The 20,765-nt window shown below is 52.8% G+C and carries 22 protein-coding genes and 1 riboswitch; of the genes, 14 read left to right on the forward strand and 8 right to left on the reverse strand.

Features of this window, described 5'->3' with window-relative positions:
* Window positions 1-41: 41 nt before the first annotated feature.
* On the reverse strand, window positions 42-695 hold the full coding sequence (gene ribB / locus AACS05_RS20190) for a 3,4-dihydroxy-2-butanone-4-phosphate synthase (RefSeq protein ID WP_003828424.1): 654 nt from the start codon (window positions 693-695) through the stop codon (window positions 42-44).
* Between the two features lie 106 nt (window positions 696-801).
* Window positions 802-951: riboswitch (FMN riboswitch) on the reverse strand.
* 132 nt (window positions 952-1,083) lie between these two features.
* Here ribB and ubiK point away from each other — a divergent pair.
* Window positions 1,084-1,380: a ubiquinone biosynthesis accessory factor UbiK gene (gene ubiK / locus AACS05_RS20195; protein ID WP_045447655.1), complete on the forward strand. Its 297-nt coding sequence runs from the start codon at window positions 1,084-1,086 to the stop codon at window positions 1,378-1,380.
* A gap of 33 nt (window positions 1,381-1,413) precedes the next feature.
* Here the strand turns inward: ubiK and glgS are convergent, their stop codons facing one another.
* On the reverse strand, window positions 1,414-1,620 hold the full coding sequence (gene glgS, locus AACS05_RS20200; RefSeq protein WP_136345237.1) for a cell surface composition regulator GlgS: 207 nt from the start codon (window positions 1,618-1,620) through the stop codon (window positions 1,414-1,416).
* Window positions 1,621-1,939: 319 nt separating this feature from the next.
* Here glgS and AACS05_RS25035 point away from each other — a divergent pair, with 319 nt between their 5' ends.
* The gene (locus AACS05_RS25035; RefSeq protein WP_404842383.1) at window positions 1,940-1,999 is read left to right on the forward strand and encodes a type I toxin-antitoxin system Ibs family toxin; all 60 of its coding nucleotides are present in this window, start codon (window positions 1,940-1,942) and stop codon (window positions 1,997-1,999) included.
* Window positions 2,000-2,121: 122 nt separating this feature from the next.
* Here AACS05_RS25035 and hldE read toward each other — a convergent pair whose 3' ends face one another.
* The 3 genes from hldE to AACS05_RS20215 form a co-directional block, all read right to left on the reverse strand.
* Complete coding sequence (gene hldE, locus AACS05_RS20205; RefSeq protein ID WP_045447661.1) at window positions 2,122-3,555, reverse strand: bifunctional D-glycero-beta-D-manno-heptose-7-phosphate kinase/D-glycero-beta-D-manno-heptose 1-phosphate adenylyltransferase HldE; 1,434 nt, start codon at window positions 3,553-3,555, stop codon at window positions 2,122-2,124.
* A gap of 59 nt (window positions 3,556-3,614) precedes the next feature.
* Window positions 3,615-6,455 carry a bifunctional [glutamate--ammonia ligase]-adenylyl-L-tyrosine phosphorylase/[glutamate--ammonia-ligase] adenylyltransferase gene (glnE, locus tag AACS05_RS20210; RefSeq protein ID WP_045447664.1) on the reverse strand — a complete coding sequence of 947 codons (2,841 nt, stop codon included), beginning with the start codon at window positions 6,453-6,455 and terminating at the stop codon, window positions 3,615-3,617.
* A gap of 126 nt (window positions 6,456-6,581) precedes the next feature.
* The gene (locus AACS05_RS20215) at window positions 6,582-7,883 is read right to left on the reverse strand and encodes a CYTH domain-containing protein (RefSeq protein WP_045447667.1); all 1,302 of its coding nucleotides are present in this window, start codon (window positions 7,881-7,883) and stop codon (window positions 6,582-6,584) included.
* Window positions 7,884-8,124: 241 nt separating this feature from the next.
* Between AACS05_RS20215 and AACS05_RS20220 the strand changes: the two genes are divergently transcribed.
* Both AACS05_RS20220 and AACS05_RS20225 read left to right on the forward strand, forming a co-directional pair.
* Window positions 8,125-8,745, forward strand: a complete 621-nt coding sequence (locus AACS05_RS20220) for a TIGR04211 family SH3 domain-containing protein (protein ID WP_045447669.1) — start codon at window positions 8,125-8,127, stop codon at window positions 8,743-8,745.
* A gap of 62 nt (window positions 8,746-8,807) precedes the next feature.
* On the forward strand, window positions 8,808-10,043 hold the full coding sequence (locus AACS05_RS20225; protein ID WP_045447671.1) for a multifunctional CCA addition/repair protein: 1,236 nt from the start codon (window positions 8,808-8,810) through the stop codon (window positions 10,041-10,043).
* An 83-nt stretch (window positions 10,044-10,126) separates the two neighbouring features.
* Here the strand turns inward: AACS05_RS20225 and bacA are convergent, their stop codons facing one another.
* Complete coding sequence (gene bacA / locus AACS05_RS20230) at window positions 10,127-10,945, reverse strand: undecaprenyl-diphosphate phosphatase (RefSeq protein ID WP_045447674.1); 819 nt, start codon at window positions 10,943-10,945, stop codon at window positions 10,127-10,129.
* 90 nt (window positions 10,946-11,035) lie between these two features.
* Window positions 11,036-11,404, reverse strand: coding sequence for a bifunctional dihydroneopterin aldolase/7,8-dihydroneopterin epimerase (gene folB, locus AACS05_RS20235; RefSeq protein ID WP_045447677.1), 369 nt, complete (start codon window positions 11,402-11,404; stop codon window positions 11,036-11,038).
* A gap of 106 nt (window positions 11,405-11,510) precedes the next feature.
* Here folB and plsY point away from each other — a divergent pair, with 106 nt between their 5' ends.
* On the forward strand, window positions 11,511-12,128 hold the full coding sequence (plsY, locus tag AACS05_RS20240) for a glycerol-3-phosphate 1-O-acyltransferase PlsY (protein ID WP_045449781.1): 618 nt from the start codon (window positions 11,511-11,513) through the stop codon (window positions 12,126-12,128).
* A gap of 38 nt (window positions 12,129-12,166) precedes the next feature.
* Here plsY and ttdR read toward each other — a convergent pair whose 3' ends face one another.
* Window positions 12,167-13,099 carry an L-tartrate utilization transcriptional activator TtdR gene (gene ttdR / locus AACS05_RS20245; protein ID WP_045447680.1) on the reverse strand — a complete coding sequence of 311 codons (933 nt, stop codon included), beginning with the start codon at window positions 13,097-13,099 and terminating at the stop codon, window positions 12,167-12,169.
* A 211-nt stretch (window positions 13,100-13,310) separates the two neighbouring features.
* On the opposite strand from ttdR, the gene ttdA reads away from it, so the two are divergent.
* The 9 genes from ttdA (at window position 13,311) to AACS05_RS20290 (ending at window position 20,762) form a co-directional block, all read left to right on the forward strand.
* Window positions 13,311-14,222 (forward strand): L(+)-tartrate dehydratase subunit alpha, encoded by a 912-nt coding sequence (ttdA, locus tag AACS05_RS20250; protein ID WP_370637214.1) that lies wholly within the window; start codon window positions 13,311-13,313, stop codon window positions 14,220-14,222.
* Entirely contained in the window at window positions 14,219-14,824 is a 606-nt protein-coding gene (gene ttdB, locus AACS05_RS20255; protein ID WP_045447683.1) for a L(+)-tartrate dehydratase subunit beta, read from the forward strand. Before ttdA ends, ttdB begins: the two co-directional genes overlap by 4 nt.
* 49 nt (window positions 14,825-14,873) lie before the next feature.
* On the forward strand, window positions 14,874-16,337 hold the full coding sequence (locus AACS05_RS20260; RefSeq protein ID WP_045447686.1) for an anion permease: 1,464 nt from the start codon (window positions 14,874-14,876) through the stop codon (window positions 16,335-16,337).
* 83 nt (window positions 16,338-16,420) lie between these two features.
* Window positions 16,421-17,284: an urease accessory protein UreD gene (locus AACS05_RS20265; protein ID WP_223307014.1), complete on the forward strand. Its 864-nt coding sequence runs from the start codon at window positions 16,421-16,423 to the stop codon at window positions 17,282-17,284.
* A 10-nt stretch (window positions 17,285-17,294) separates the two neighbouring features.
* Window positions 17,295-17,597, forward strand: a complete 303-nt coding sequence (locus AACS05_RS20270) for an urease subunit gamma (RefSeq protein WP_045447688.1) — start codon at window positions 17,295-17,297, stop codon at window positions 17,595-17,597.
* A gap of 9 nt (window positions 17,598-17,606) precedes the next feature.
* On the forward strand, window positions 17,607-17,927 hold the full coding sequence (locus AACS05_RS20275; protein WP_045447692.1) for an urease subunit beta: 321 nt from the start codon (window positions 17,607-17,609) through the stop codon (window positions 17,925-17,927).
* Entirely contained in the window at window positions 17,920-19,623 is a 1,704-nt protein-coding gene (gene ureC / locus AACS05_RS20280) for an urease subunit alpha (protein ID WP_045447695.1), read from the forward strand. Before AACS05_RS20275 ends, ureC begins: the two co-directional genes overlap by 8 nt.
* Before the next feature lie 9 nt (window positions 19,624-19,632).
* Window positions 19,633-20,091 carry an urease accessory protein UreE gene (ureE, locus tag AACS05_RS20285; protein WP_045447708.1) on the forward strand — a complete coding sequence of 153 codons (459 nt, stop codon included), beginning with the start codon at window positions 19,633-19,635 and terminating at the stop codon, window positions 20,089-20,091.
* Window positions 20,091-20,762, forward strand: a complete 672-nt coding sequence (locus AACS05_RS20290) for an urease accessory protein UreF (protein ID WP_045447711.1) — start codon at window positions 20,091-20,093, stop codon at window positions 20,760-20,762. The genes ureE and AACS05_RS20290 overlap by 1 nt, the downstream gene beginning before the upstream one ends.
* Window positions 20,763-20,765 lie beyond the last annotated feature (3 nt).

The following is a 20,765-nucleotide window of genomic DNA, read 5'->3' on the forward strand; positions in this document are numbered from 1 at the left end:
GTGTTTTTTTATGCATCGCCACGACAGGCATGGCCAAAAACTCAGCTGGCTTTACGCTCGTGCGCCTGACGGTAAGCCACTAAATCTTCGATAGTGACAACTGCCATATTGTGCTTGCCTGCAAATTCGATGCACTCTGGCGCACGCGCCATGGTGCCATCATCATTGGTCAATTCACACAACACACCAGCCGGTTTAAAACCTGCCAGCGTCATCAGATCAATGGTGGCTTCAGTATGACCACCACGCGTTAACACACCGCCTGCCTGAGCGCGCAGCGGGAAAACGTGTCCCGGACGGTTCAGATCAGAAGGTTTCGCACCATCCTTAATCGCAGCGCGAACCGTGGTGACACGGTCAGCAGCGGAAACACCGGTAGTTACGCCTTCTGCAGCTTCGATAGTCACAGTAAAACCAGTACCGTAAGCACTGGTGTTATTTTCCACCATCATAGGCAGATCGAGCTGTTTACGGCGGTCTTCAGTGATGCACAGGCAGACAATACCACTGCCGTGACGGATGGTCAGCGCCATCTGTTCAACGGTCATGGTTTCTGCCGGGAAAATCATATCGCCTTCGTTTTCACGGTCTTCATCGTCAAGCACCATTACACCGCGTCCTTCACGCAGCGCAGACAGCGCATGTTCAACACGTTCGAAAGGCGTACCAAAAGAGGAAAGTAGCGTCTGATTCATGGTAAAAAAACCTCACTAAAATTATGGTTACCAGAATCAGGGCAGTCTTAGGAGTACCGTTTAAGCGGCAAAAAAATAACGTGAGCGGGTCCATGCCCGGCTGGATCGTTACTCTCTCCCATCCGGACTCTAACCGTCGGCCCCGGAATTACACCGGATCTGCTGACCTTTGAGTTTGCACTCAAAGCGCTCGCGGGCTTTCAACATCAGTTGATTTACCGCCGGTGGGGAATTTCGCCCCGCCCTGAGAATAAGCGGGTTAACTATAACGCTATTGATTACTGTCATCAACGCCTTTACTCGACTTAGCTTCACACAATTCTGGTTTATGCCTGTGCCATATCGCACTACAATAGGCAGCAACACGTACCAGTTCAGGGAAACCACCATGATTGACCCGAAAAAAATTGAGCAGATTGCTCGTCAGGTTCACGAGTCGATGCCGAAAGGGATCCGCGAGTTTGGGGAAGACGTCGAGAAGAAAATCCGCCAAACACTGCAGTCACAGCTGACGCGTCTGGATCTGGTTAGCCGCGAAGAATTTGACGTACAAACCCAGGTTTTATTACGCACCCGTGAAAAGCTGGCGCTGCTTGAGCAACGTCTTACTGAGCTGGAAGCACGTGAAAAACCGGCCGAAGTTAAGCCTGCTCCGGCGATCCCGCCAGTCGATCCACAAGAGTAAAAATGGCAACGGGCCGCAAGGCCCGTTGATCTGTTAGTGTTCCAGCTCTAATTTCTTCGCCTCTCTGGCCTGCTGGCAATAAAGTGCGTAGCGTTTGCAAAACCAGCTGCGATGTTCCTCATCCATGTTTCCAGTCACAGCCTGGATATCAACAGCGTGGCCCTCAGCCTGCATCCTGGCAAAACTCCGGGCCAGGAAATCAAAATTGTTCAGTGAATACATATTGCTGTTCATGAGCATACCCTCCAGTTATTGAATATCTGTTAAGGCTATATGCTTTTTCTGATCTCAGTATTTACCTATATGCGAAGCTGTTCTGTGCATTAAGTGCGCACATTAAAGGCCTTGCTTCACACTTTTCTACAAAATCTGTGAGGGGATAATCGTTGAGCCAATGAAGTCCAACGACGGTATTAAGATCACGAACAGTTCTCCAGGAAAATCTCTGTTTTGCGTAACCGATCCAGCAATAGAAAAGTGAGACGAGGAAGCCCTTGCGCCGCATAGACGCACACCAACAATCGCCTTGTCAGCAAGGGGCTTTAATAGGGAAAGGGTTATGATGAAGCGAGCCATCATACTGGTTGTGCTGTTACTGATAAGTTTCCAGGCTCATTAACAGTCAATCAGAGGGGGAAAAATCCCCTCTCACCCTTATTCCTGCACTCAGGTTGAAAAAACAGCAGCGTCAACAGGAGGAAGCGCACCGCAACGAAAAGTTCGGCGCATTTCCGGCATTCATCACTTATCGCTGTCTTTCTGGATCTTTTTGATAATATTTGTTGTTGAGCAACCGTCTTCGAAGTTCAGCACCAGAACTTCACCACCGTTAGCCCACACCTCTTCACTGCCCGCAATCTCGTCTGGCTTATAATCACCGCCTTTCACCAGCAGATCCGGCAGAATGCCAGCAATCAGGCGTTGCGGAGTATCTTCTTCAAAAGAGACCACCCAGTCGACGGATTCCAGCGCACCCAGCACGATCATTCGCTGTTCGAGCGGGTTGACCGGACGGGTTTCGCCTTTCAGACGTTTGGTGGAAGCATCGCTGTTCACCGCAACGATCAGACGATCGCCAAGCTTACGCGCATTCGCCAGATAAGAGACATGGCCTGCGTGCAGGATGTCAAACACACCGTTGGTCATCACCACTTTCTCACCACGCTTACGGGCGCTGGCTACGGCTTGTTTCAATTCTGTTTCACTCATCACGCCAAAACCGGTCTCCGCCCGACCACGCACGGCGTTTTCCAGCTCAATCGGTGAAACGGTTGATGTCCCAAGCTTACCAACGACAACACCCGCTGCGGCATTAGCAAAATAGCATGCTTCCTCCAGCGTGTTACCTGCTGCAAGCGTTGCCGCCAGCACGCCGATAACCGTATCCCCCGCACCGGTAACGTCATACACTTCCTGTGCCTGGGTTGGCATATGCAGCGGTGCTTTACCCGGCTGCAACAAGGTCATGCCCTGCTCAGAGCGCGTTATCAGCAGTGCGGAAAGGTCGAAATCAGCAATCACCTTCATACCACGTTCAACGAGGTCGTCTTCGCTTTTGCACTTACCGGCAACAGCTTCAAACTCAGACAGGTTCGGCGTCAGCAGCGTCGCACCACGATAGCGCTCAAAATCAGTGCCTTTCGGATCAATAAGCACCGGAACGCCAGCATTACGCGCCAGTGCAATCATCTGCTGTACGCTGGCCAGAGCGCCTTTGGCGTAATCAGAAAGTACCAGAGCACCAATTGAACCCAGAGCCTGGTTAATACGTTCATGCAGCGGCTGCGGATCCACACCTTCAAAGCCTTCCTCAAAGTCCAGGCGAATCAGCTGTTGGTTGCGGGAAAGTACGCGTAGTTTAGTGATTGTCGGATGCGTCGGCACGGAAACAAAGTCACATTTCACGTTCACATCAGCCAGCGTTTTACTCAGCGCACGAGCCGCATCATCAATACCGGTCAGCCCAACCAGACGAGAATTCGCTCCCAGAGAGGCAATGTTCATCGCCACGTTTGCCGCGCCGCCTGGACGTTCTTCAATGGTATCCACTTTGACCACCGGCACCGGCGCTTCTGGCGAAATACGGCTGGTAGGCCCGTACCAGTAGCGATCCAGCATCACATCACCGACAACCATGACTCCTGCACGTTCAAACTCTGGCAGCGTTACTTTCATTCCTGTCTCCTGAGAGATTCTCTGAGGGTCTTAAAATTTGCGCGCGATAATAGCACACTTCACTCAGCAACCAGCCACTTCTGCCAGCTACTCCGAACCAGTGAGCGCTCTGCACTAAAGCACTCCAGCGCGACATGTCCCGGAAGCTCCTGCAGAGCAAGGTGGTGAAGCTCATCACGCAACGTCGTGTAGGCGCGGGTAAGCGCCAGTGCTTCCTGCTCATCCATAATGTCGTTCTGCGCCAGTAATTCCAGAATGCGCACATTATCCGACCAGCGCGTCAACTTCGGTTTTTCATGGGCATAGCGCAACACCAGATATTGCGTAATAAACTCAATATCGGTGATCCCACCTTCATCGGCTTTGATATCAAAACGATCGCGATGTTTATTGCCCAAATGTGCACGCATTTTCTCACGCATTTCGCGCACGTCAGTCTGTAAAGTTTTCCCGTCGCGAGCGAGTGTCATGATATCGCGGCGCACCGCGTCAAACTGAGAGGTCAATTGCGGGTCGCCATAAACCACACGAGCGCGTACCAGTGCCTGATGCTCCCACGTCCAGGCTTCGTTGCGCTGATAATCGGCGAAGGCTTCGGTGGATGTTACCAGCATTCCTGCAGCACCGGATGGGCGCAGCCGAGCATCCACTTCATACAAAATGCCGGAAGAAGTACGGGTGCTGAAAAGATGCATAATGCGCTGCGACAAACGCAGATAAAACTGCCGACCGTCAATCTCACGTTCACCGTCAGTCATCACATCCATCGGGCAATCATGCAGGAAGATCAAATCCAGATCGGAGCTGTAACCCAGCTCCCAGCCACCCAGCTTGCCATAACCGACAACGGCAAAACCACGACCATCGCGATCGCCAAGATGGGTTGGTTGCCCATAACGGGCGACCATTTGCATCCAGGCCTGCTGCACCACGGCATCAATAATGGCTTCCGCCAGCCAGGTCAGATGGTCACTCACTTTCATCACCGGTAGCGTACCAGCGATATCAGCCGCTGCGATACGCAGCAGTTGCGTTTGCTTAAACTGACGCAGCGCTTCCAGTTGCTGTTCTTCATCATCTTCCGGCACACGCAGTAAATACTGGCGTAACTCGTCACGATAAGCGTCGGTTGCGGTTGGTTGGTACAAGGTATTAGGGTCAAGCAGCTCGTCAAGCAGCAACGGATACCGCGCCAGCTGGCTGGCCACCATCGGCGAGGCGGCACATAACGAAATCAAATGCTTCAGCGCGCCAGGGAATTCACTCAGCAGCTCCAGATAGGTGGTGCGGGTGACAATGCCCACCAGTAGCGGGGTAATACGCGACAACGGTACGGAAGCATCATCGCGGGAACAGACATCGCTCAGCAGGTGCGGCATCAAATGATCCAACACCTGTCGCCCCCGTGGGCCAATCGTACGTTTATCCAGCTCTTTGCGAAAATCCGCAATAAGAGCCAGCACGCGGCGACGATCGTCATCCGCCAGATGCGTCAGCACTGGTGTGGTGTCATCTTCCTGCAACGCGTCCTGCCAAAGTTCACGCCACTGTTCCGACAGCGACTCTTCCTGTGTATCAGTTTCATCATCGCCAATTAATTCGTTAAATACCCGACGCACGTTGCCCATATGTATTGCCAACGTATCGGTTAACTGCTGCCAGTCATCCGCCCCCATACCCCATGCCAGGCGGGCCCTATTTAGCTCATCACCCGGCAGCGTCTGGGTCTGTTCGTCATTGATGCTCTGCAGCAGATTTTCCAGACGACGTAAAAAGAGATAGGCGGTTCGCAGGTGTTCCGCATCATTATTAGACAGCAGATGCAGTGCATTGATCGCACTAAGCGTAGGGAGTAACGAGCGGGATTGCAGCGAGGGTTCGCGCCCGCCGCGAATGAGCTGGAATACCTGAACGATAAATTCGATTTCACGAATGCCGCCCGCCCCCAGCTTTATGTTGTCCTTCAGGCCGCGCCGGCGGACTTCACGGGCAATCATCCCTTTCATGTTACGCAGAGATTGAATCACGCTGAAATCGATGTAGCGACGGAAAACAAAAGGCCGCAGCATAGCGCGAAGCTCGCTGACGTAGGTGCCGTCAGCATCCCCCATAATACGCGCTTTAACCATCGCGTAACGTTCCCAGTCACGCCCCTGCTCCTGGTAGTAATCTTCCAGCGCAGAGAAACTCAGTACCAGCGGACCACTGTCGCCAAACGGACGTAAACGCATGTCCACCCGATAGACAAAACCATCCATCGTTGGTTGATCCAACACTTTGATGAGGCGCTGTCCCATACGGGTGAAAAACTGCGCGTTATCCAGTTCACGCCGCCCGCCCTGCGTAGATCCATGTTCCGGCCAGGCAAAAATCAGGTCGATATCAGAGGAAAAATTCAGCTCGCCCCCGCCCAGTTTCCCCATGCCTAAAATCAACAGCGGTTGCGCAACGCCGTCCGAATTACAGGGTGTTCCCCACTCTCGACAGCAGGCGTCATACAGCCAGTCACGCGCTGCGATAATCAACGTCTCCGCCAGATGACTTAACTGTTGCAAAATACTCTCTTCAGCCACCAGCGACAGCGTCTGTGCCCAGGCAATACGCACCATGATGCGACGACGGAACAGTCGAAGCTCGCGCATTAACGCCGTTTCATCGTGTACGTCTGACAGCGCGCGCTGTAACCAGGCGGCATAGTGCTGCCATTCATCAGCCTGGACTGGCGCGCTTTCCAGCTCCTTTAGCCACTCAGGATGAGCAATAATGCTATCGCGGACAAAATCGCTGAATGTAAGTACTGACTTCGCCTGAATACTCAGCGATGCCTCAGGAAGTGCTGTTGGCAAACGCTCAACAACGGTCGGCCAGTACTGCTGTAATGGTGAAGAGAGCTGCTTCATTTAAGGCTTATCCTTTCAATGATGCCGGATGGCTATGTTTCGCCTTATCCGGACTACATGATACATGCACCTATCGCGTAGGCCGAATAAGTAGAGCGCCACCAGGCATCCCTGCTTCGGCTCTGATTAACGTTTTCCGCTATGCAGCCAGAACGGTTCCTGAGAGATCGCTTCATTGCGGAAGTGTTCAATTTCAATATGTTGACGGGTTTTGATGGCATGAAGTAAACCCTGCCAGTTGGCAATCCATTCCGACGCGACATGTTCGTCGTAGTATCCCGCCAGCATCAGAACGCTATCAATGTTGCGGCTCAGACGCGGGATCTGATCGGTATATTGATCGCCCAACGGCTGACCAAAAACAGTTTTCAACTCAGCCGCATGACGTGAAAGATGGGTATCGGAAAAACGCTTGAAGGAATCGGTAATTTTGCCCTGCGCCTTAGCATCCAGAAACGGTTGCCACGCTTTGGTCACTAACCATTCGGTAAGCGCCAGTTTTGCCATCGCCGTTTGCGTACTATACACCGCTGAAACAGCAGAAACTTCCGAGGCAATGGTCGCTTCCGACTGGGTCAGTAAATCACGTAAGTGAGCGCTCGCTTTACGCGGAACATTACCGCCAAACAGCATCAGGATGTGACGAACCAACCCCATAGCCGCCAGCACCTCGGCTTTCGCCCCTTTGACACCGCGAACCCACAACTCTTCATGGTACTGCCATTGTGACAGCGCCAGCTCCAGCGCAGCTTCCAACCCTTGTTCAATGCTCGCCTTCGCAGGCACTTTCAGAATGCTCGTGGGTTTGAGTTCGCGTGGCGCATTTCCTTGAGCCAAATGATAACCGCGTGCCGCCTTACTCAGGCTGCCCTGGCGTAAACCCGTTTGCGAAACCAGTTGGTTCGCCAGCTTCAGCACTGCACGGGTATCGCCGCTTAAGAGCTCAAGTTCCAGCTCACAGATAGGCTCAGCGAACTCTCCCGCCTTCACGTCCCCAAGGTCAAGGGCGATTTCAATCTGGCTACCGTCAACATCAAGGCGCCATTTCTCACGGTAAAAATCGGTGCTAAACAGCGGTTGTACCTGGGAAGCGAGATCGGCTGGCAGCTCGCCATTGGGCCAGACTTCCACAGGAAACTGTGCGAGATCCAGCACTGGCTCACTCAGCGCAATGTTATATTCCGGTCGCTGATGCAGGCCGCCCGTCACTCTTCCGGCAATTTTCATGGTCATTTCATAACAACCATTCTCACCGCGAATACGCAGCCCCATATCGTGAGCACGCAGCCACGCATCCGGTGTTTCGTAATAAATATTCAGTAACTGGCTGGGCGCATGGTGCTCTCCCCCCAGCGTATTCAGATGTTCACGTAGCGCATCTACGGCATCACTATTGACGATAAACTTTAATTCGATTTCCTGGGCCATGATCTTGTACTTATGGGTTATGTCACAGTTGAGAAGACAGACTGCGAACTAAGTGCTTTCTTAATTGTCAGTAGATAGTATTTTGCGCCAAATTGCCATGCAACGGACAATTTGACGGGCGTAAAAGTTTCGAGTGGTGGCAAAAAGGACACAGATGATTCCGATTGATGTCTAATGCTTTGCGTAGAGACACTGTTGCCACTACTATCGTTCCACTTTCTATGACAACAACGACAGCCTGATGCCAAAATTACGCCTGATTGGATTAACTTTACTCGCACTTAGCGCCACTGCCGTCTCCCATGCCGAAGAAAAGCGCTATGTTTCTGACGAACTGAACACCTGGGTCCGCAGTGGTCCAGGAGATAACTATCGCCTCGTGGGTACGGTTAACGCCGGCGAGGAAGTTACGCTATTACAGACCGACGCCAGCACCAACTACGCGCAGGTCAAAGACAGTACCGGGCGTACCGCCTGGATCCCACTGAAAGAGCTGAACAGTACGCCAAGCCTGCGCACCCGCGTCCCGGACTTAGAAAATCAGGTTAAAGTTCTGACCGATAAGCTCACTAATATCGATACCACCTGGAATCAGCGCACCGCCGATATGCAACAAAAAGTGGCGCAAAGCGACAGCGTGATCGATGGATTGAAAGCAGAAAACCAGAAGCTGAAGAACGAGCTTATTGTGGCACAAAAGAAAGTCAGCGCAGCCAACCTTCAGCTTGATGACAAGCAGCGTACCATCATCATGCAGTGGTTTATGTATGGCGGCGGCGTGCTAGGACTCGGTCTGCTGCTCGGTCTGGTGCTGCCACATATGATCCCAACACGTAAACGCAAAGATCGCTGGATGAACTGAATCGCCTTCTCTGCCACACTGACATATTATTAAGGGATTAACTTTTTCAAAAGGAAAGTGGCGTGAAGATTTATCTGGTCGGTGGTGCTGTTCGGGATGCGTTATTAGGGCTACCGATTAAAGATAAAGACTGGGTTGTTGTCGGTACCACGCCACAAGAGATGCTTGACGCGGGCTACCAGCAGGTAGGCCGCGATTTTCCTGTTTTTCTCCATCCGAAAACTCGTGAAGAGTATGCGCTGGCGCGTACCGAAAGAAAATCAGGCTCAGGCTATACCGGGTTTACCTGTTATGCCGCTTCAGACGTGACGCTGGAAGCTGATCTCCAACGACGAGACCTGACGATAAACGCCCTGGCTCGCGACGATGACGGGGAAATTATCGACCCGTATAACGGACGTAGCGATCTCGAAAACCGCCTGTTGCGCCATGTTTCTCCAGCCTTTAGCGAAGATCCGCTGCGTGTGCTGCGTGTGGCGCGCTTTGCTGCCCGCTATGCGCATCTTAGTTTTCGTATCGCCGACGAAACGATGGCGCTGATGCGGGAGATGACCCACGCAGGGGAACTGGAGCACCTTACGCCAGAACGTGTGTGGAAAGAAACTGAGAGTGCCTTAACCACCCGCAATCCGCAGGTCTTTTTCCAGGTGCTTCGCGATTGCGGTGCCTTACGCGTACTGTTTCCTGAAATAGACGCTCTGTTTGGCGTACCGGCACCGGCAAAATGGCATCCAGAAATCGATACCGGAATACACACCCTAATGACACTGTCGATGGCCGCCATGCTGAGCCAGGAAGTTGACGTGCGTTTCGCCACACTTTGTCATGATCTTGGTAAATCACTCACACCGCCCTCACTCTGGCCTCGCCATCACGGCCATGGCCCGGCAGGTGTTAAGCTGGTAGAGCAATTGTGCCAGCGTTTGCGCGTACCAAATGACATTCGTGATTTAGCCAAACTGGTGGCCGAGTTTCACGATCTTATTCATACCTTCCCGATACTGCAGCCGAAAACCATCGTTAAGCTATTCGATTCCATCGATGCCTGGCGTAAACCACATCGTGTGGAACAAATCGCTCTGACCAGTGAGGCCGATGTGCGTGGTCGAACCGGTTTCGAAGCGGTAGATTACCCGCAAGGCCGCTGGCTGCGCGAAGCCTGGCTGACAGCGCAGGCAGTTCCTACAAAAGATGTCGTCGAAGCAGGATTTAAAGGACCGGCAATTCGCGAGGAGTTGACCCGACGTCGCATTGCCGCAGTAGCGGCCTGGAAAGAGCAACGTTGCCCGAAAACGTAATAACTGACGCAGCGTTCAGCGCTTACCCAGCAGGCGTGGCCGGATAAGACGCGTAAGCGTCACCATCCGGCACCATGGCAAACTCAGAAGAACACAACGTAAACAGCGGCAGCCACAATAAAGCGGTAAATCGCAAACGGAATGAACGAAATACGTTTAATCAATTGCAGGAAGGTTTTGATCGCCACCAGCGCCACGACAAAAGCCGTCACGAAACCCACAGCAAACATAGGAATATCAGCTGTCGTCAGGAACGACCAGCTTTTGTAGAGATCCAGCGCCGTTGCGCCCATCATCATCGGTACTGCCAGCAGGAACGAAAATTCAGATGCGGCATAACGACTCACCCCCATCAGCATCCCACCAGAGATAGTCGCACCAGAACGCGAAAAGCCCGGCCACAGAGCCAGACACTGGAAACAACCGATCATAAATGCCTGACGATAAGTCATATCATCCAACCCCGGTGCTCGCGGTTCCTTGGGTTTCAGGCATTCTGCAGCAATCAACAACAAACCGCCGACCACCAGTGCGTACATAACGTTAATTGGGTTAAACAGCGACTTAATCATGTCGTGGAACACTAATCCCAACACGACTGCCGGAATCATCCCCAGCAAAATATGTCCCAACGTCAGACGTCCTTTGCCAGTGCCTTCATGCGGGGTTTTGCCGAAATGGATGCCAATCAGGCCAAACAAACGCCGCCAGAACATCACCACAACTGCCAGAATAGATCCCAGTTGGATCACCACCTCAAATGTTTTTGCGGTATCACCTTCAAACCCCAGCAGATGACCAACAATAATCATATGGCCTGTACTGGAGACAGGTAAAAACTCCGTCAGCCCCTCAACCACACCCAAAATGGCCGCCACCAGCAGCGAGTGCATATCGCTCATCAATAAACCCCTAAATAAAAAAAAACGGACAATAAAAAAAGAGCCTGCTTTAAGACCCTTTTATACACGTTTGGTTTATATATTATTAAGTTAATTATTTTCTTTCAGAGTATTGCCACGCTCAATGATCACCCCAACGTTTGCCGCGCGTGCCACCGCCCCAGGTTTACTGAGTTTGATACGCACCCATGGAGAATTAAAACGACTCAATAGCAACTCCGCCACTTCTTCTGCCACACGTTCGACCAGCGCAAATCGCCCGCCTTCCACGTGGCTGACAACGGTTTGAGCTATATCAGCATAGCTTAGACAATCAGCAACATCGTCGCTTTTGGCCGATTTGCGGTTATCCCACGCCATTTCGATATCGAACACCAGTTTTTGTTCGATGGTTTGTTCCCAGTCGTAAACACCGATAGTGGTGATTACCGAAAGTTGCTCTATAAATACAATATCCATCACGACCTGCCTGCTTTTTGGCTAACCCGGATACCACTTCCGGCGAAATATGCGTATTATCCACAGAAGTAGCGTTTTACACGACATTTTCAAAACGGAACAGCTTATGAGTGCAATCGCGCCTGGAATGATCATCTTCGCGTACCTCTGCGGCTCAATTTCCAGTGCCATTCTGGTCTGCCGCCTCGCGGGTTTACCCGACCCACGCGACAGCGGCTCCGGTAACCCCGGCGCAACAAACGTGTTGCGTATAGGTGGCAAGGGAGCAGCCGTAGCCGTGCTGATTTTCGACGTCCTGAAGGGTATGTTACCCGTGTGGGGCGCATATGCGCTAGGCGTCAGTCCCTTCTGGTTGGGATTGATCGCTATCGCCGCCTGTCTGGGCCACATTTGGCCGGTATTCTTTGGCTTTAAAGGCGGTAAAGGCGTAGCCACTGCGTTTGGTGCGATAGCGCCAATAGGCTGGGACCTTACTGGCGTAATGGCGGGAACGTGGCTGCTAACCGTATTATTGAGCGGCTATTCTTCGTTAGGGGCTATCGTCAGCGCCCTGATTGCCCCGTTTTATGTCTGGTGGTTCAAACCCCAGTTCACTTTCCCGGTCTCTATGTTGTCGTGCTTAATTCTGCTGCGCCATCATGACAATATCCAGCGTCTGTGGCGTCGTCAGGAACCGAAAATCTGGACCAAGTTAAAGAAAAAACGCGAAAAAGATCCCGAGTAATTGCTGCCGGATGGCGAGGCTAGCGCGTCTTATCCGGCCTAAGGAACCTGATATCCTTCACCAGGTTTACCCAATCGGTGCTGACACCATGTCGCCAGAAACTCCACACACACTCTTAGCTTGGTGCTACGGTATAACGGCTCCCGATATACCGCCCAAATATTGGCGCTTTGCGCATAATCCGGTAGCACACGTACCAGCTCGCCGCTTTTCAGGAATGGCAGAACATCCCACTCGGAGCGCAACATAATTCCCTTTCCTTGCAGCGCCCACTGCAACACAATCTCACCGCTGTTAGAAGACAGATGCCCTGCGACCTTAACCGATTTTTTCTCCTGCCCATTATTAAGTTCCCATATCCCATGCGTCATATCGCGTTCTTTAGTCACCAGGCAATCATGGTGGCTTAATTCCTGTAGCGTCATCGGCTGACCGTATTTATGTAAATACATCGGTGCTGCACACAATATTCTTTTATTTTTCGTTAACAAATGCGCAATATAATAGTCTGGGATTTCATCATTAATACGAATATCCAGATCGATATTATCCTGAGCTAAATCAATTTGCCGATCGTAAAGCTCAAAATGTACCTGTAATTCGGGATAACTGTGCATTAATTCGGTAATAGCCGGGGCGATATAACTACGCCCAAACCCAAAACTACAGCCGATACGGATCATCCCTTCCGGGCGTGTTTTGATTCGTGTGACGTCATCCACCAGGTGCTGATAACGGGCGAGGATCTCCAGCGCATGTTCATAACATCGCTGCCCACTTTCCGTTAGTGCCACACCCCGAGCAGAGCGGCTCAGCAGTGTAGTCCCCAACGTTTGCTCAAGGATCTGAATGCGTTTCGTCACAAACGCAGGTGTTTGCCCCAGCGTCGCGGCGGCAGCGCTAAAGCTTCCAGTATGAACAATGTCCACCAGTACCTGCAGGTCTTTGGCTAAGGGATAAGTGTTCAGCATGTTCTGAATATCCGTGGATAGTGTTAGTCGCAGTGTAATTCCCCGCAACAAATTAAACCCTGCCCTTGCGCAATTTTCAGCGCCTTATTTTGACATCATTCACGAACTGTTAATTAGATATTCACAGCAGCAAAAAATATAAAACCACATTTTTAGTGGTAGTTTGTGGCGGAGAATTTATTTCCAGATAAATAAAAGAACTGGAGTTGACATGATGAGCAATCAAAATAACCAAAATGCGATAAAGACGTTGACTAACATTGTCGCTGATTTTACCGCCATGATTTCTACCCGGATGCCCGATGACGTTGTGGATAAATTAAAACAGCTACGGGAAGGCGAAACCTCGCCCATGGGCAAAATTATCTATCACACCATGTTCGATAACATGCAAAAAGCTATCGACCTGAATCGCCCGGCGTGTCAGGACACCGGTGAGATCATGTTCTTTGTGAAGGTCGGTTCACGTTTTCCTCTCCTGGGTGAACTGCAAAGCATTCTTAAGCAGGCCGTTGAAGATGCCACGGTAAAAGCACCGCTGCGCCATAACGCAGTAGAGATTTTTGACGAAGTAAATACCGGGAAAAATACCGGTACCGGCGTGCCGTGGGTGACCTGGGACATCATCCCTGACGGTGATGATGCTGAAATCGAAGTCTATATGGCAGGTGGAGGCTGTACGTTACCAGGACGTTCCAAAGTGTTAATGCCCTCCGAAGGTTATGAAGGCGTGGTGAAATTTGTCTTCGAAAACATTTCAACACTGGCGGTAAACGCCTGCCCGCCAGTGCTGGTAGGCGTTGGTATCGCCACTTCCGTGGAAACCGCTGCCGTGCTCTCACGTAAGGCCGTTCTGCGTCCTATTGGAACACGCCACCCAAATCCAAAAGCCGCTGAGCTGGAACTGCGTCTGGAAGAGGGACTTAACCGTCTGGGGATTGGTCCACAGGGGCTAACCGGCAATAGTTCCGTCATGGGTGTACATATTGAATCCGCTGCACGTCATCCATCGACGATTGGTGTCGCCGTTTCTACCGGCTGCTGGGCGCATCGTCGCGGCACGCTGCTGGTTCATGCCGATCTCTCCTTCGAAAATCTGTCTCACACCCGGAGCGCGTTATGAAAAAGATCCTGACAACCCCGATCAAAGCCGAAGACCTGGAAGATATTCGCGTTGGCGATGTGATTTACCTTACCGGTACGCTGGTCACCTGCCGTGACGTATGTCATCGCCGCCTGATCGAGCTTAAACGTCCTATTCCTTTCGACCTCAACGGTAAAGCGATCTTCCACGCCGGGCCTATCGTGCGTAAGAACGGGGAAAAATGGGAGATGGTCTCCGTCGGTCCAACCACCAGCATGCGTATGGAGGCCTTTGAGAAAGAGTTCATTGAGCAAACTGGCGTGAAACTGGTCGTCGGTAAAGGTGGCATGGGGCCGTTGACTGAAGAAGGATGTAAGCAGTTTAAAGCGCTGCATGTGATCTTCCCCGCAGGGTGTGCGGTAGTTGCCGCAACGCAGGTTGAAGAGATCGAAGAAGTGCACTGGACAGAGCTTGGGATGCCGGAATCGCTATGGGTTTGTCGGGTAAAAGAATTCGGTCCGCTGATTGTCTCCATCGATACCCACGGTAACAACCTGATCGCTGAAAACAAAAAGCTGTTCGCTGAACGTCGCGACCCTATCGTGGACGAGATCTGCGAGCACGTGCACTACATCAAATAACCCTCCCGGAGAGGCGTGATGCCTCTCCTCTTTTCGCAGGGATACAACAATGGCACCTTTAGCTGGTTGGTGGCGATACCTGGCTCCGCTGGTGGTCATCGCCATTATTGCTGTTCTGCCCGTTCCCACTGGTCTTGAGAGTCATACCTGGCTCTATTTTGCCGTCTTTACCGGTGTGATTGTGGGACTCATTCTGGAACCTGTACCAGGCGCTGTGGTGGCAATGATCGGGATCTCGATCATCGCTGTACTTTCGCCATGGCTGTTATTTAGCCCTGAACAACTTGCCCAGGACGGTTTTAAATTTACCGCCAAATCATTGTCGTGGGCAGTTTCTGGTTTTTCAAACTCGGTTATCTGGCTGATTTTCGCCGCATTTATGTTCGGTACCGGTTATGAGAAAACTGGTCTGGGTCGGCGTATTGCGCTATGGCTGGTGAAAAGGATGGGACATCGCACGCTGTTTCTCGGCTATGCGGTGATGTTTTCTGAGCTGATCCTCGCCCCCGTCACCCCTTCCAACTCTGCGCGTGGTGCAGGAATTATCTATCCGATTATTCGTAACCTGCCGCCGCTGTATAATTCACAGCCGAATGATTCTAGTTCTCGCTCTATTGGCTCCTATATTATGTGGATGGGAATCGTCGCTGACTGCGTCACCAGCGCCATTTTCTTAACGGCAATGGCGCCAAACCTGCTGCTGATTGGCCTGATGAAAGGCGCTTCTCATACCGCACTAAGCTGGGGCGACTGGTTCTTAGGTATGCTGCCGCTGAGCATTTTACTGGTGTTGTTAGTGCCATGGCTGGCGTATGTGCTGTACCCACCGGTGCTAAAATCAGGCAATCAGGTTCCTCTCTGGGCAGAGTCGGAACTTAACGCGATGGGCCCCCTCTGCTCGCGAGAAAAGAAAATGCTGGTACTGATGGTCGGGGCACTGGTGCTGTGGATCTTTGGCGGCGATTATATCGATGCCGCAATGGTCGGTTACAGCGTCGTCGCACTGATGCTGGTGCTACGTATCATATCCTGGGATGACATTGTCAGTAATAAAGCAGCATGGAACGTCTTTTTCTGGCTGGCCTCACTGATTACCCTGGCGACCGGGCTAAATAACACCGGCTTTATTACCTGGTTTGGTAAATTACTGGCGAACGGACTAAGCGGTTACTCGCCCATCATGGTAATGGTGGCACTGATCGTGGTGTTTTACCTGCTGCGCTACTTCTTTGCCAGTGCCACAGCTTATACCTCCGCACTGGCTCCAATGATGATTGCTGCCGCACTGGCAATGCCGGCAATCCCGCTGCCGGTATTCTGCCTGATGGTAGGGGCTGCAATTGGTCTGGGCAGTATTCTTACACCATACGCAACAGGTCCAAGCCCGATCTATTACGGCAGCGGCTATTTACCAACGGTTGATTACTGGCGGCTGGGCGCAATTTTCGGCCTGATCTTCCTGGTTCTGTTGGTGATAACCGGTCTGGTCTGGATGCCTCTCGTTTTGCTGTAAACCTCGTTGGGGCGACATGATGCCGCCCCTTTTTTCCATAAGCTTCTTGTATGACCGTTTACCTGTGCGCTGAGGCATACTTTTTGGTATGCACACATCCTCACGTTGATAAGGGAAACGCTCTGGACACCGCGGCGCACGAGACACTCACACGGGGCTGGCAGGCTGAACTGGACCTGCGGTTCACCCGTTCCGCGCACAAAACAGTGCTCGCTTCAGCTCGCCATGTTGGTCCACTAACGGTACAACGCCCGTTCTACCCGGAAGAAGACGTGTGCCACCTCTATTTACTTCATCCGCCCGGCGGGATTGTCGGAGGCGATGAGTTACATATCTCCGTCGCTCTGGATAACAAAAGCCACGCGTTAATCACCATGCCCGGTGCAGGGAAGTTTTATCGCAGTTCGGGTCCACTGGCTGTACTGCGCCAGGATTTTACACTCGCTCCGCAAAGCACGCTGGAATGGCTCCCGCAGGATACGATCCTCTTTCCCGGCGCACACGCGAACCTTCAGTCCGCGTTTCATCTTGCCAGTAACAGCCGTCTGCTGGCCTGGGATCTCTACTGTCTGGGGCGACCGGTGATGCAGGAAGCCTTCAACCACGGCTCGCTACACAGCCGTCTGGAGGTGTGGCGAGAGGGTTTGCCGTTGCTGATAGAACGGCTACATATTCAAAACGGTGAACTGAATGCCCTTGCCTGTCAGCCCTGGGTTGGCACGCTGCTGTGCTATCCGGCCACAGAAAACATGTTGGATGGCATTCGCGAACGGCTTGCGCCTCTCGGTGATTATACCGGGGCAACGGTGGTCGACTCATTGTTGACGGTACGCGTTCTCGCCAATGACAACCTGGTCGTTCAGCGCGTAATGCGCAACCTCTGGCAGTTTCTGCGCCCGCTGCTGACTCAAAAACCCCCTGTACTACCCCGAATCTGGCAAACATAAGAGAACCACTATGGAACTGACTCCCAGAGAAAAAGACAAGTTGTTGCTCTTTACTGCTGCGCTGGTGGCGGAGCGCCGCCTGGCCCGCGGACTGAAGCTCAATTACCCGGAATCGGTAGCGTTGATTAGCGCCTTCATCATGGAAGGTGCGCGTGACGGCAAAACCGTTGCATCACTGATGGAAGACGGTCGCCACGTTCTGACCCGCGATCAGGTGATGGAGGGGGTGCCGGAAATGATCCCGGACATTCAGGTTGAAGCCACCTTCCCGGACGGTTCGAAGCTGGTCACCGTTCACAACCCGATCATATAAGGAGCGGTCATGATCCCTGGTGAATATAAAATTCTGGCGGGAAATATCGTCATCAACGCAGGAAGAGAAACCCGCACGATCGTGGTGGAGAACCATGGCGATCGCCCCGTTCAGGTCGGATCGCATTATCACTTTTATGAGGTCAATCCGGCGCTGCGTTTTGATCGTCCAAAAGCATTAGGTTTTCGTCTGAATATTCCTGCAGGTACAGCAGTACGTTTCGAGCCTGGTCAAAAGCGGGAAGTCGAACTGGTTCGCGTGGCGGGTGCACAGCGGATCTTTGGTTTTCGCGGCGACGTGATGGGCGCGCTGGAGGCAGGCAATGAGTGATCTATCCCGGCAGGCCTACGCCGACATGTTTGGCCCCACCACTGGTGACAAAGTCCGTCTGGCAGATACCGAACTGTGGATCGAAGTAGAAAACGATCTCACCACTTACGGTGAGGAGGTCAAATTCGGCGGTGGAAAGGTGATCCGCGATGGTATGGGCCAGGGGCAAATGAACGCTCAGGCGTGCGTGGACCTGGTGATCACTAACGCGTTGATCATCGATCACTGGGGGATCGTCAAAGCAGATATCGGCATAAAAGAGGGCAGGATCGTCGCTATAGGCAAAGCGGGCAACCCGGATATACAGCCCGATGTCACGATCCCGATCGGTGTAGGGACGGAAGCGATAGCCGGTGAAGGAAAGATCGTCACCGCAGGCGGCGTGGATACCCATATTCACTGGATCTGCCCACAACAGGCAGAAGAGGCGCTGGTCTCCGGCGTGACAACAATGATCGGTGGCGGCACAGGTCCTGCTGCCGGGACCCATGCGACAACCTGCACGCCAGGTCCGTGGTATATCGCCCGAATGTTACAGGCGGCAGACACGCTACCGGTCAATATTGGTCTTCTGGGCAAAGGCAACGGCTCGAGTCCTGATGCTCTACGCGAACAGGTAATGGCAGGTGCGATCGGTCTGAAGATCCATGAGGACTGGGGTGCAACACCTGCAGCGATCGACTGTGCGTTAAGCGTGGCCGAAGAGATGGACATTCAGGTCGCGCTACACAGCGATACGTTGAATGAGTCCGGCTTCGTCGAAGATACACTGGCAGCGATCGGCGATCGCACTATTCATACCTTCCACACTGAAGGTGCTGGCGGCGGGCATGCACCGGATATCATCACTGCTTGCGCATATGCCAATATTTTACCCTCTTCCACCAACCCGACGCTGCCTTATACCGTCAATACGATCGATGAACATCTGGACATGTTGATGGTCTGCCATCACCTCGACCCGGATATTGCCGAAGACGTGGCGTTTGCCGAGTCACGCATTCGCCGGGAAACGATCGCTGCCGAAGACGTCCTGCATGACATTGGCGCGTTTTCTCTGACGTCATCAGATTCCCAGGCGATGGGACGTGTCGGGGAAGTGATCCTGCGAACCTGGCAGGTAGCCCACCGGATGAAGATCCAGCGCGGCGCGCTGGCGGAAGAGACCAGCAACAACGATAACCAGCGTGTTAAACGTTATATCGCCAAATACACCATCAACCCGGCGCTGACACACGGCATCGCCCATGAGGTTGGCTCGATAGCGGTCGGAAAACTGGCGGATCTGGTGCTCTGGTCACCCGCATTTTTTGGCGTGAAGCCCGCCACGATCATTAAGGGGGGCATGATTGCCTGCGCGCCGATGGGCGATATCAACGCCTCGATTCCCACTCCACAGCCGGTGCATTACCGCATGATGTTCGGGGCACTCGGCGCAGCACGCCATCACAGCCGCCTGACGTTTATTTCGCAAGCTGCTGCTACACATAACATCCCACAGCAGCTCAATTTGCAAAGCGCTATCGCGGTGGCAAAAGGCTGCCGGACGGTAAAAAAAGCCGACATGATCCACAACTGTCTGCAACCCAATATTACCGTCGATGCCCAGACCTATGAGGTACGCATCGACGGTGAATTAATTACCAGCGAACCGGCAGACGTGCTGCCGATGGCGCAACGTTACTTTTTATTTTAAGGAGTCGAGATGCTGTTTCTGACGCAACGTATTGAAACCTCTGCCGCTGTAACCGCCACGCTGACGCTGCCCATCGATGTTCGCGTCAAAAGCCGCGCGAAAGTGCGGCTGAACGACGGGCGTGAGGCGGGTTTACTGCTGCCACGTGGTCTGTTGTTACGCGGGGGTGATCGTCTGAGCACGGCAGAAGGTACAGAAGTGGTAGAAATTATCGCAGCAAACGAAGCAGTCTCCGTCGTGCACTGCGCCAATCCGTTCCTGCTCGCTAAAGCCTGTTATCACCTGGGAAACCGTCACGTACCGCTGCAAATTCTGCCCGATGAACTGCGCTATCACCACGATCATGTGCTGGATGACATGCTGCGCCAGTTCGATCTACAGGTCACGTTTGCCCACCTGCCCTTTGAGCCGGAAGCGGGCGCGTATGCCAGCGAGTCCCACGGGCACCATCACAGTCATGCACACTGATGCGTGAAACCCAACAGCTGCGCCTGATGCAGCTCGCCAGCAGTAGCTTACCGGTGGGATCGTTTACCTGGTCCCAGGGTCTGGAGTGGGCGGTGGAAATCGGCTGGGTAACAGATACCGAAACCTTCGCGCAGTGGCAAATCCAACAGATGGAACAGAACTTTTTTTCCGTCGATTTACCACTGCTGGCCCGCCTTTACCATGCCTGTGAGCTGGATGATATCAGTACTGCCCGCCGCTGGACGGCATATCTGCAGGCCTGTCGGGAAACCCGAGAACTGCGTGAGGAAGAACGCAGCAGAGGTGCAGCCTTCGCACGCCTGGTGGTCGACTGGGAACCGGATTGCGCCCAGGAATGGCGCGCGATCTTCGCCGACAGCCAGCTTTGCGGTTTGGCCTGGCTGGGCGTGCGCTGGAAAATCCCTCTGATCAGTCTCGCTCTGAGTTTCGGCTACAGCTGGATCGAGAGCGCCGTCATGGCCGGGGTCAAACTGGTTCCCTTTGGGCAACAGGCGGCGCAGCGATTGATTCTTTTGCTTTGCGATCGATATGCGCAGGGCCTGGATCAGGCACTGACATGTCCTGATGACGGACTGGGATCCGCAACACCGCTGGCCGCTATCGCCTCTGCCCGACATGAAAACCAATATTGCCGATTATTCCGCTCCTGAGGA

It is taken from the genome of Citrobacter sp. S-77 (assembly GCF_963864895.1).
Taxonomy (GTDB): domain Bacteria; phylum Pseudomonadota; class Gammaproteobacteria; order Enterobacterales; family Enterobacteriaceae; genus Citrobacter; species Citrobacter murliniae.

Bases quoted from the DNA above. Each gene is read 5' to 3' on its own strand.
- AACS05_RS20215 (WP_045447667.1), bottom strand. From the start codon at position 7,883: ATGGCCCAGGAAATCGAATTAAAGTTTATCGTCAATAGTGATGCCGTA.
- ttdR (WP_045447680.1), bottom strand. From the start codon at position 13,099: ATGCTGAACACTTATCCCTTAGCCAAAGACCTGCAGGTACTGGTGGAC.
- AACS05_RS20290 (WP_045447711.1), top strand. From the start codon at position 20,091: ATGCGTGAAACCCAACAGCTGCGCCTGATGCAGCTCGCCAGCAGTAGC.
- ttdA (WP_370637214.1), top strand. From the start codon at position 13,311: ATGATGAGCAATCAAAATAACCAAAATGCGATAAAGACGTTGACTAAC.
- glnE (WP_045447664.1), bottom strand. From the start codon at position 6,455: ATGAAGCAGCTCTCTTCACCATTACAGCAGTACTGGCCGACCGTTGTT.
- AACS05_RS20270 (WP_045447688.1), top strand. From the start codon at position 17,295: ATGGAACTGACTCCCAGAGAAAAAGACAAGTTGTTGCTCTTTACTGCT.
- bacA (WP_045447674.1), bottom strand. From the start codon at position 10,945: ATGAGCGATATGCACTCGCTGCTGGTGGCGGCCATTTTGGGTGTGGTT.
- AACS05_RS20275 (WP_045447692.1), top strand. From the start codon at position 17,607: ATGATCCCTGGTGAATATAAAATTCTGGCGGGAAATATCGTCATCAAC.
- AACS05_RS20220 (WP_045447669.1), top strand. From the start codon at position 8,125: ATGCCAAAATTACGCCTGATTGGATTAACTTTACTCGCACTTAGCGCC.
- folB (WP_045447677.1), bottom strand. From the start codon at position 11,404: ATGGATATTGTATTTATAGAGCAACTTTCGGTAATCACCACTATCGGT.
- ubiK (WP_045447655.1), top strand. From the start codon at position 1,084: ATGATTGACCCGAAAAAAATTGAGCAGATTGCTCGTCAGGTTCACGAG.
- hldE (WP_045447661.1), bottom strand. From the start codon at position 3,555: ATGAAAGTAACGCTGCCAGAGTTTGAACGTGCAGGAGTCATGGTTGTC.
- ureE (WP_045447708.1), top strand. From the start codon at position 19,633: ATGCTGTTTCTGACGCAACGTATTGAAACCTCTGCCGCTGTAACCGCC.
- ribB (WP_003828424.1), bottom strand. From the start codon at position 695: ATGAATCAGACGCTACTTTCCTCTTTTGGTACGCCTTTCGAACGTGTT.
- AACS05_RS20260 (WP_045447686.1), top strand. From the start codon at position 14,874: ATGGCACCTTTAGCTGGTTGGTGGCGATACCTGGCTCCGCTGGTGGTC.
- ttdB (WP_045447683.1), top strand. From the start codon at position 14,219: ATGAAAAAGATCCTGACAACCCCGATCAAAGCCGAAGACCTGGAAGAT.
- plsY (WP_045449781.1), top strand. From the start codon at position 11,511: ATGAGTGCAATCGCGCCTGGAATGATCATCTTCGCGTACCTCTGCGGC.
- glgS (WP_136345237.1), bottom strand. From the start codon at position 1,620: ATGCTCATGAACAGCAATATGTATTCACTGAACAATTTTGATTTCCTG.
- ureC (WP_045447695.1), top strand. From the start codon at position 17,920: ATGAGTGATCTATCCCGGCAGGCCTACGCCGACATGTTTGGCCCCACC.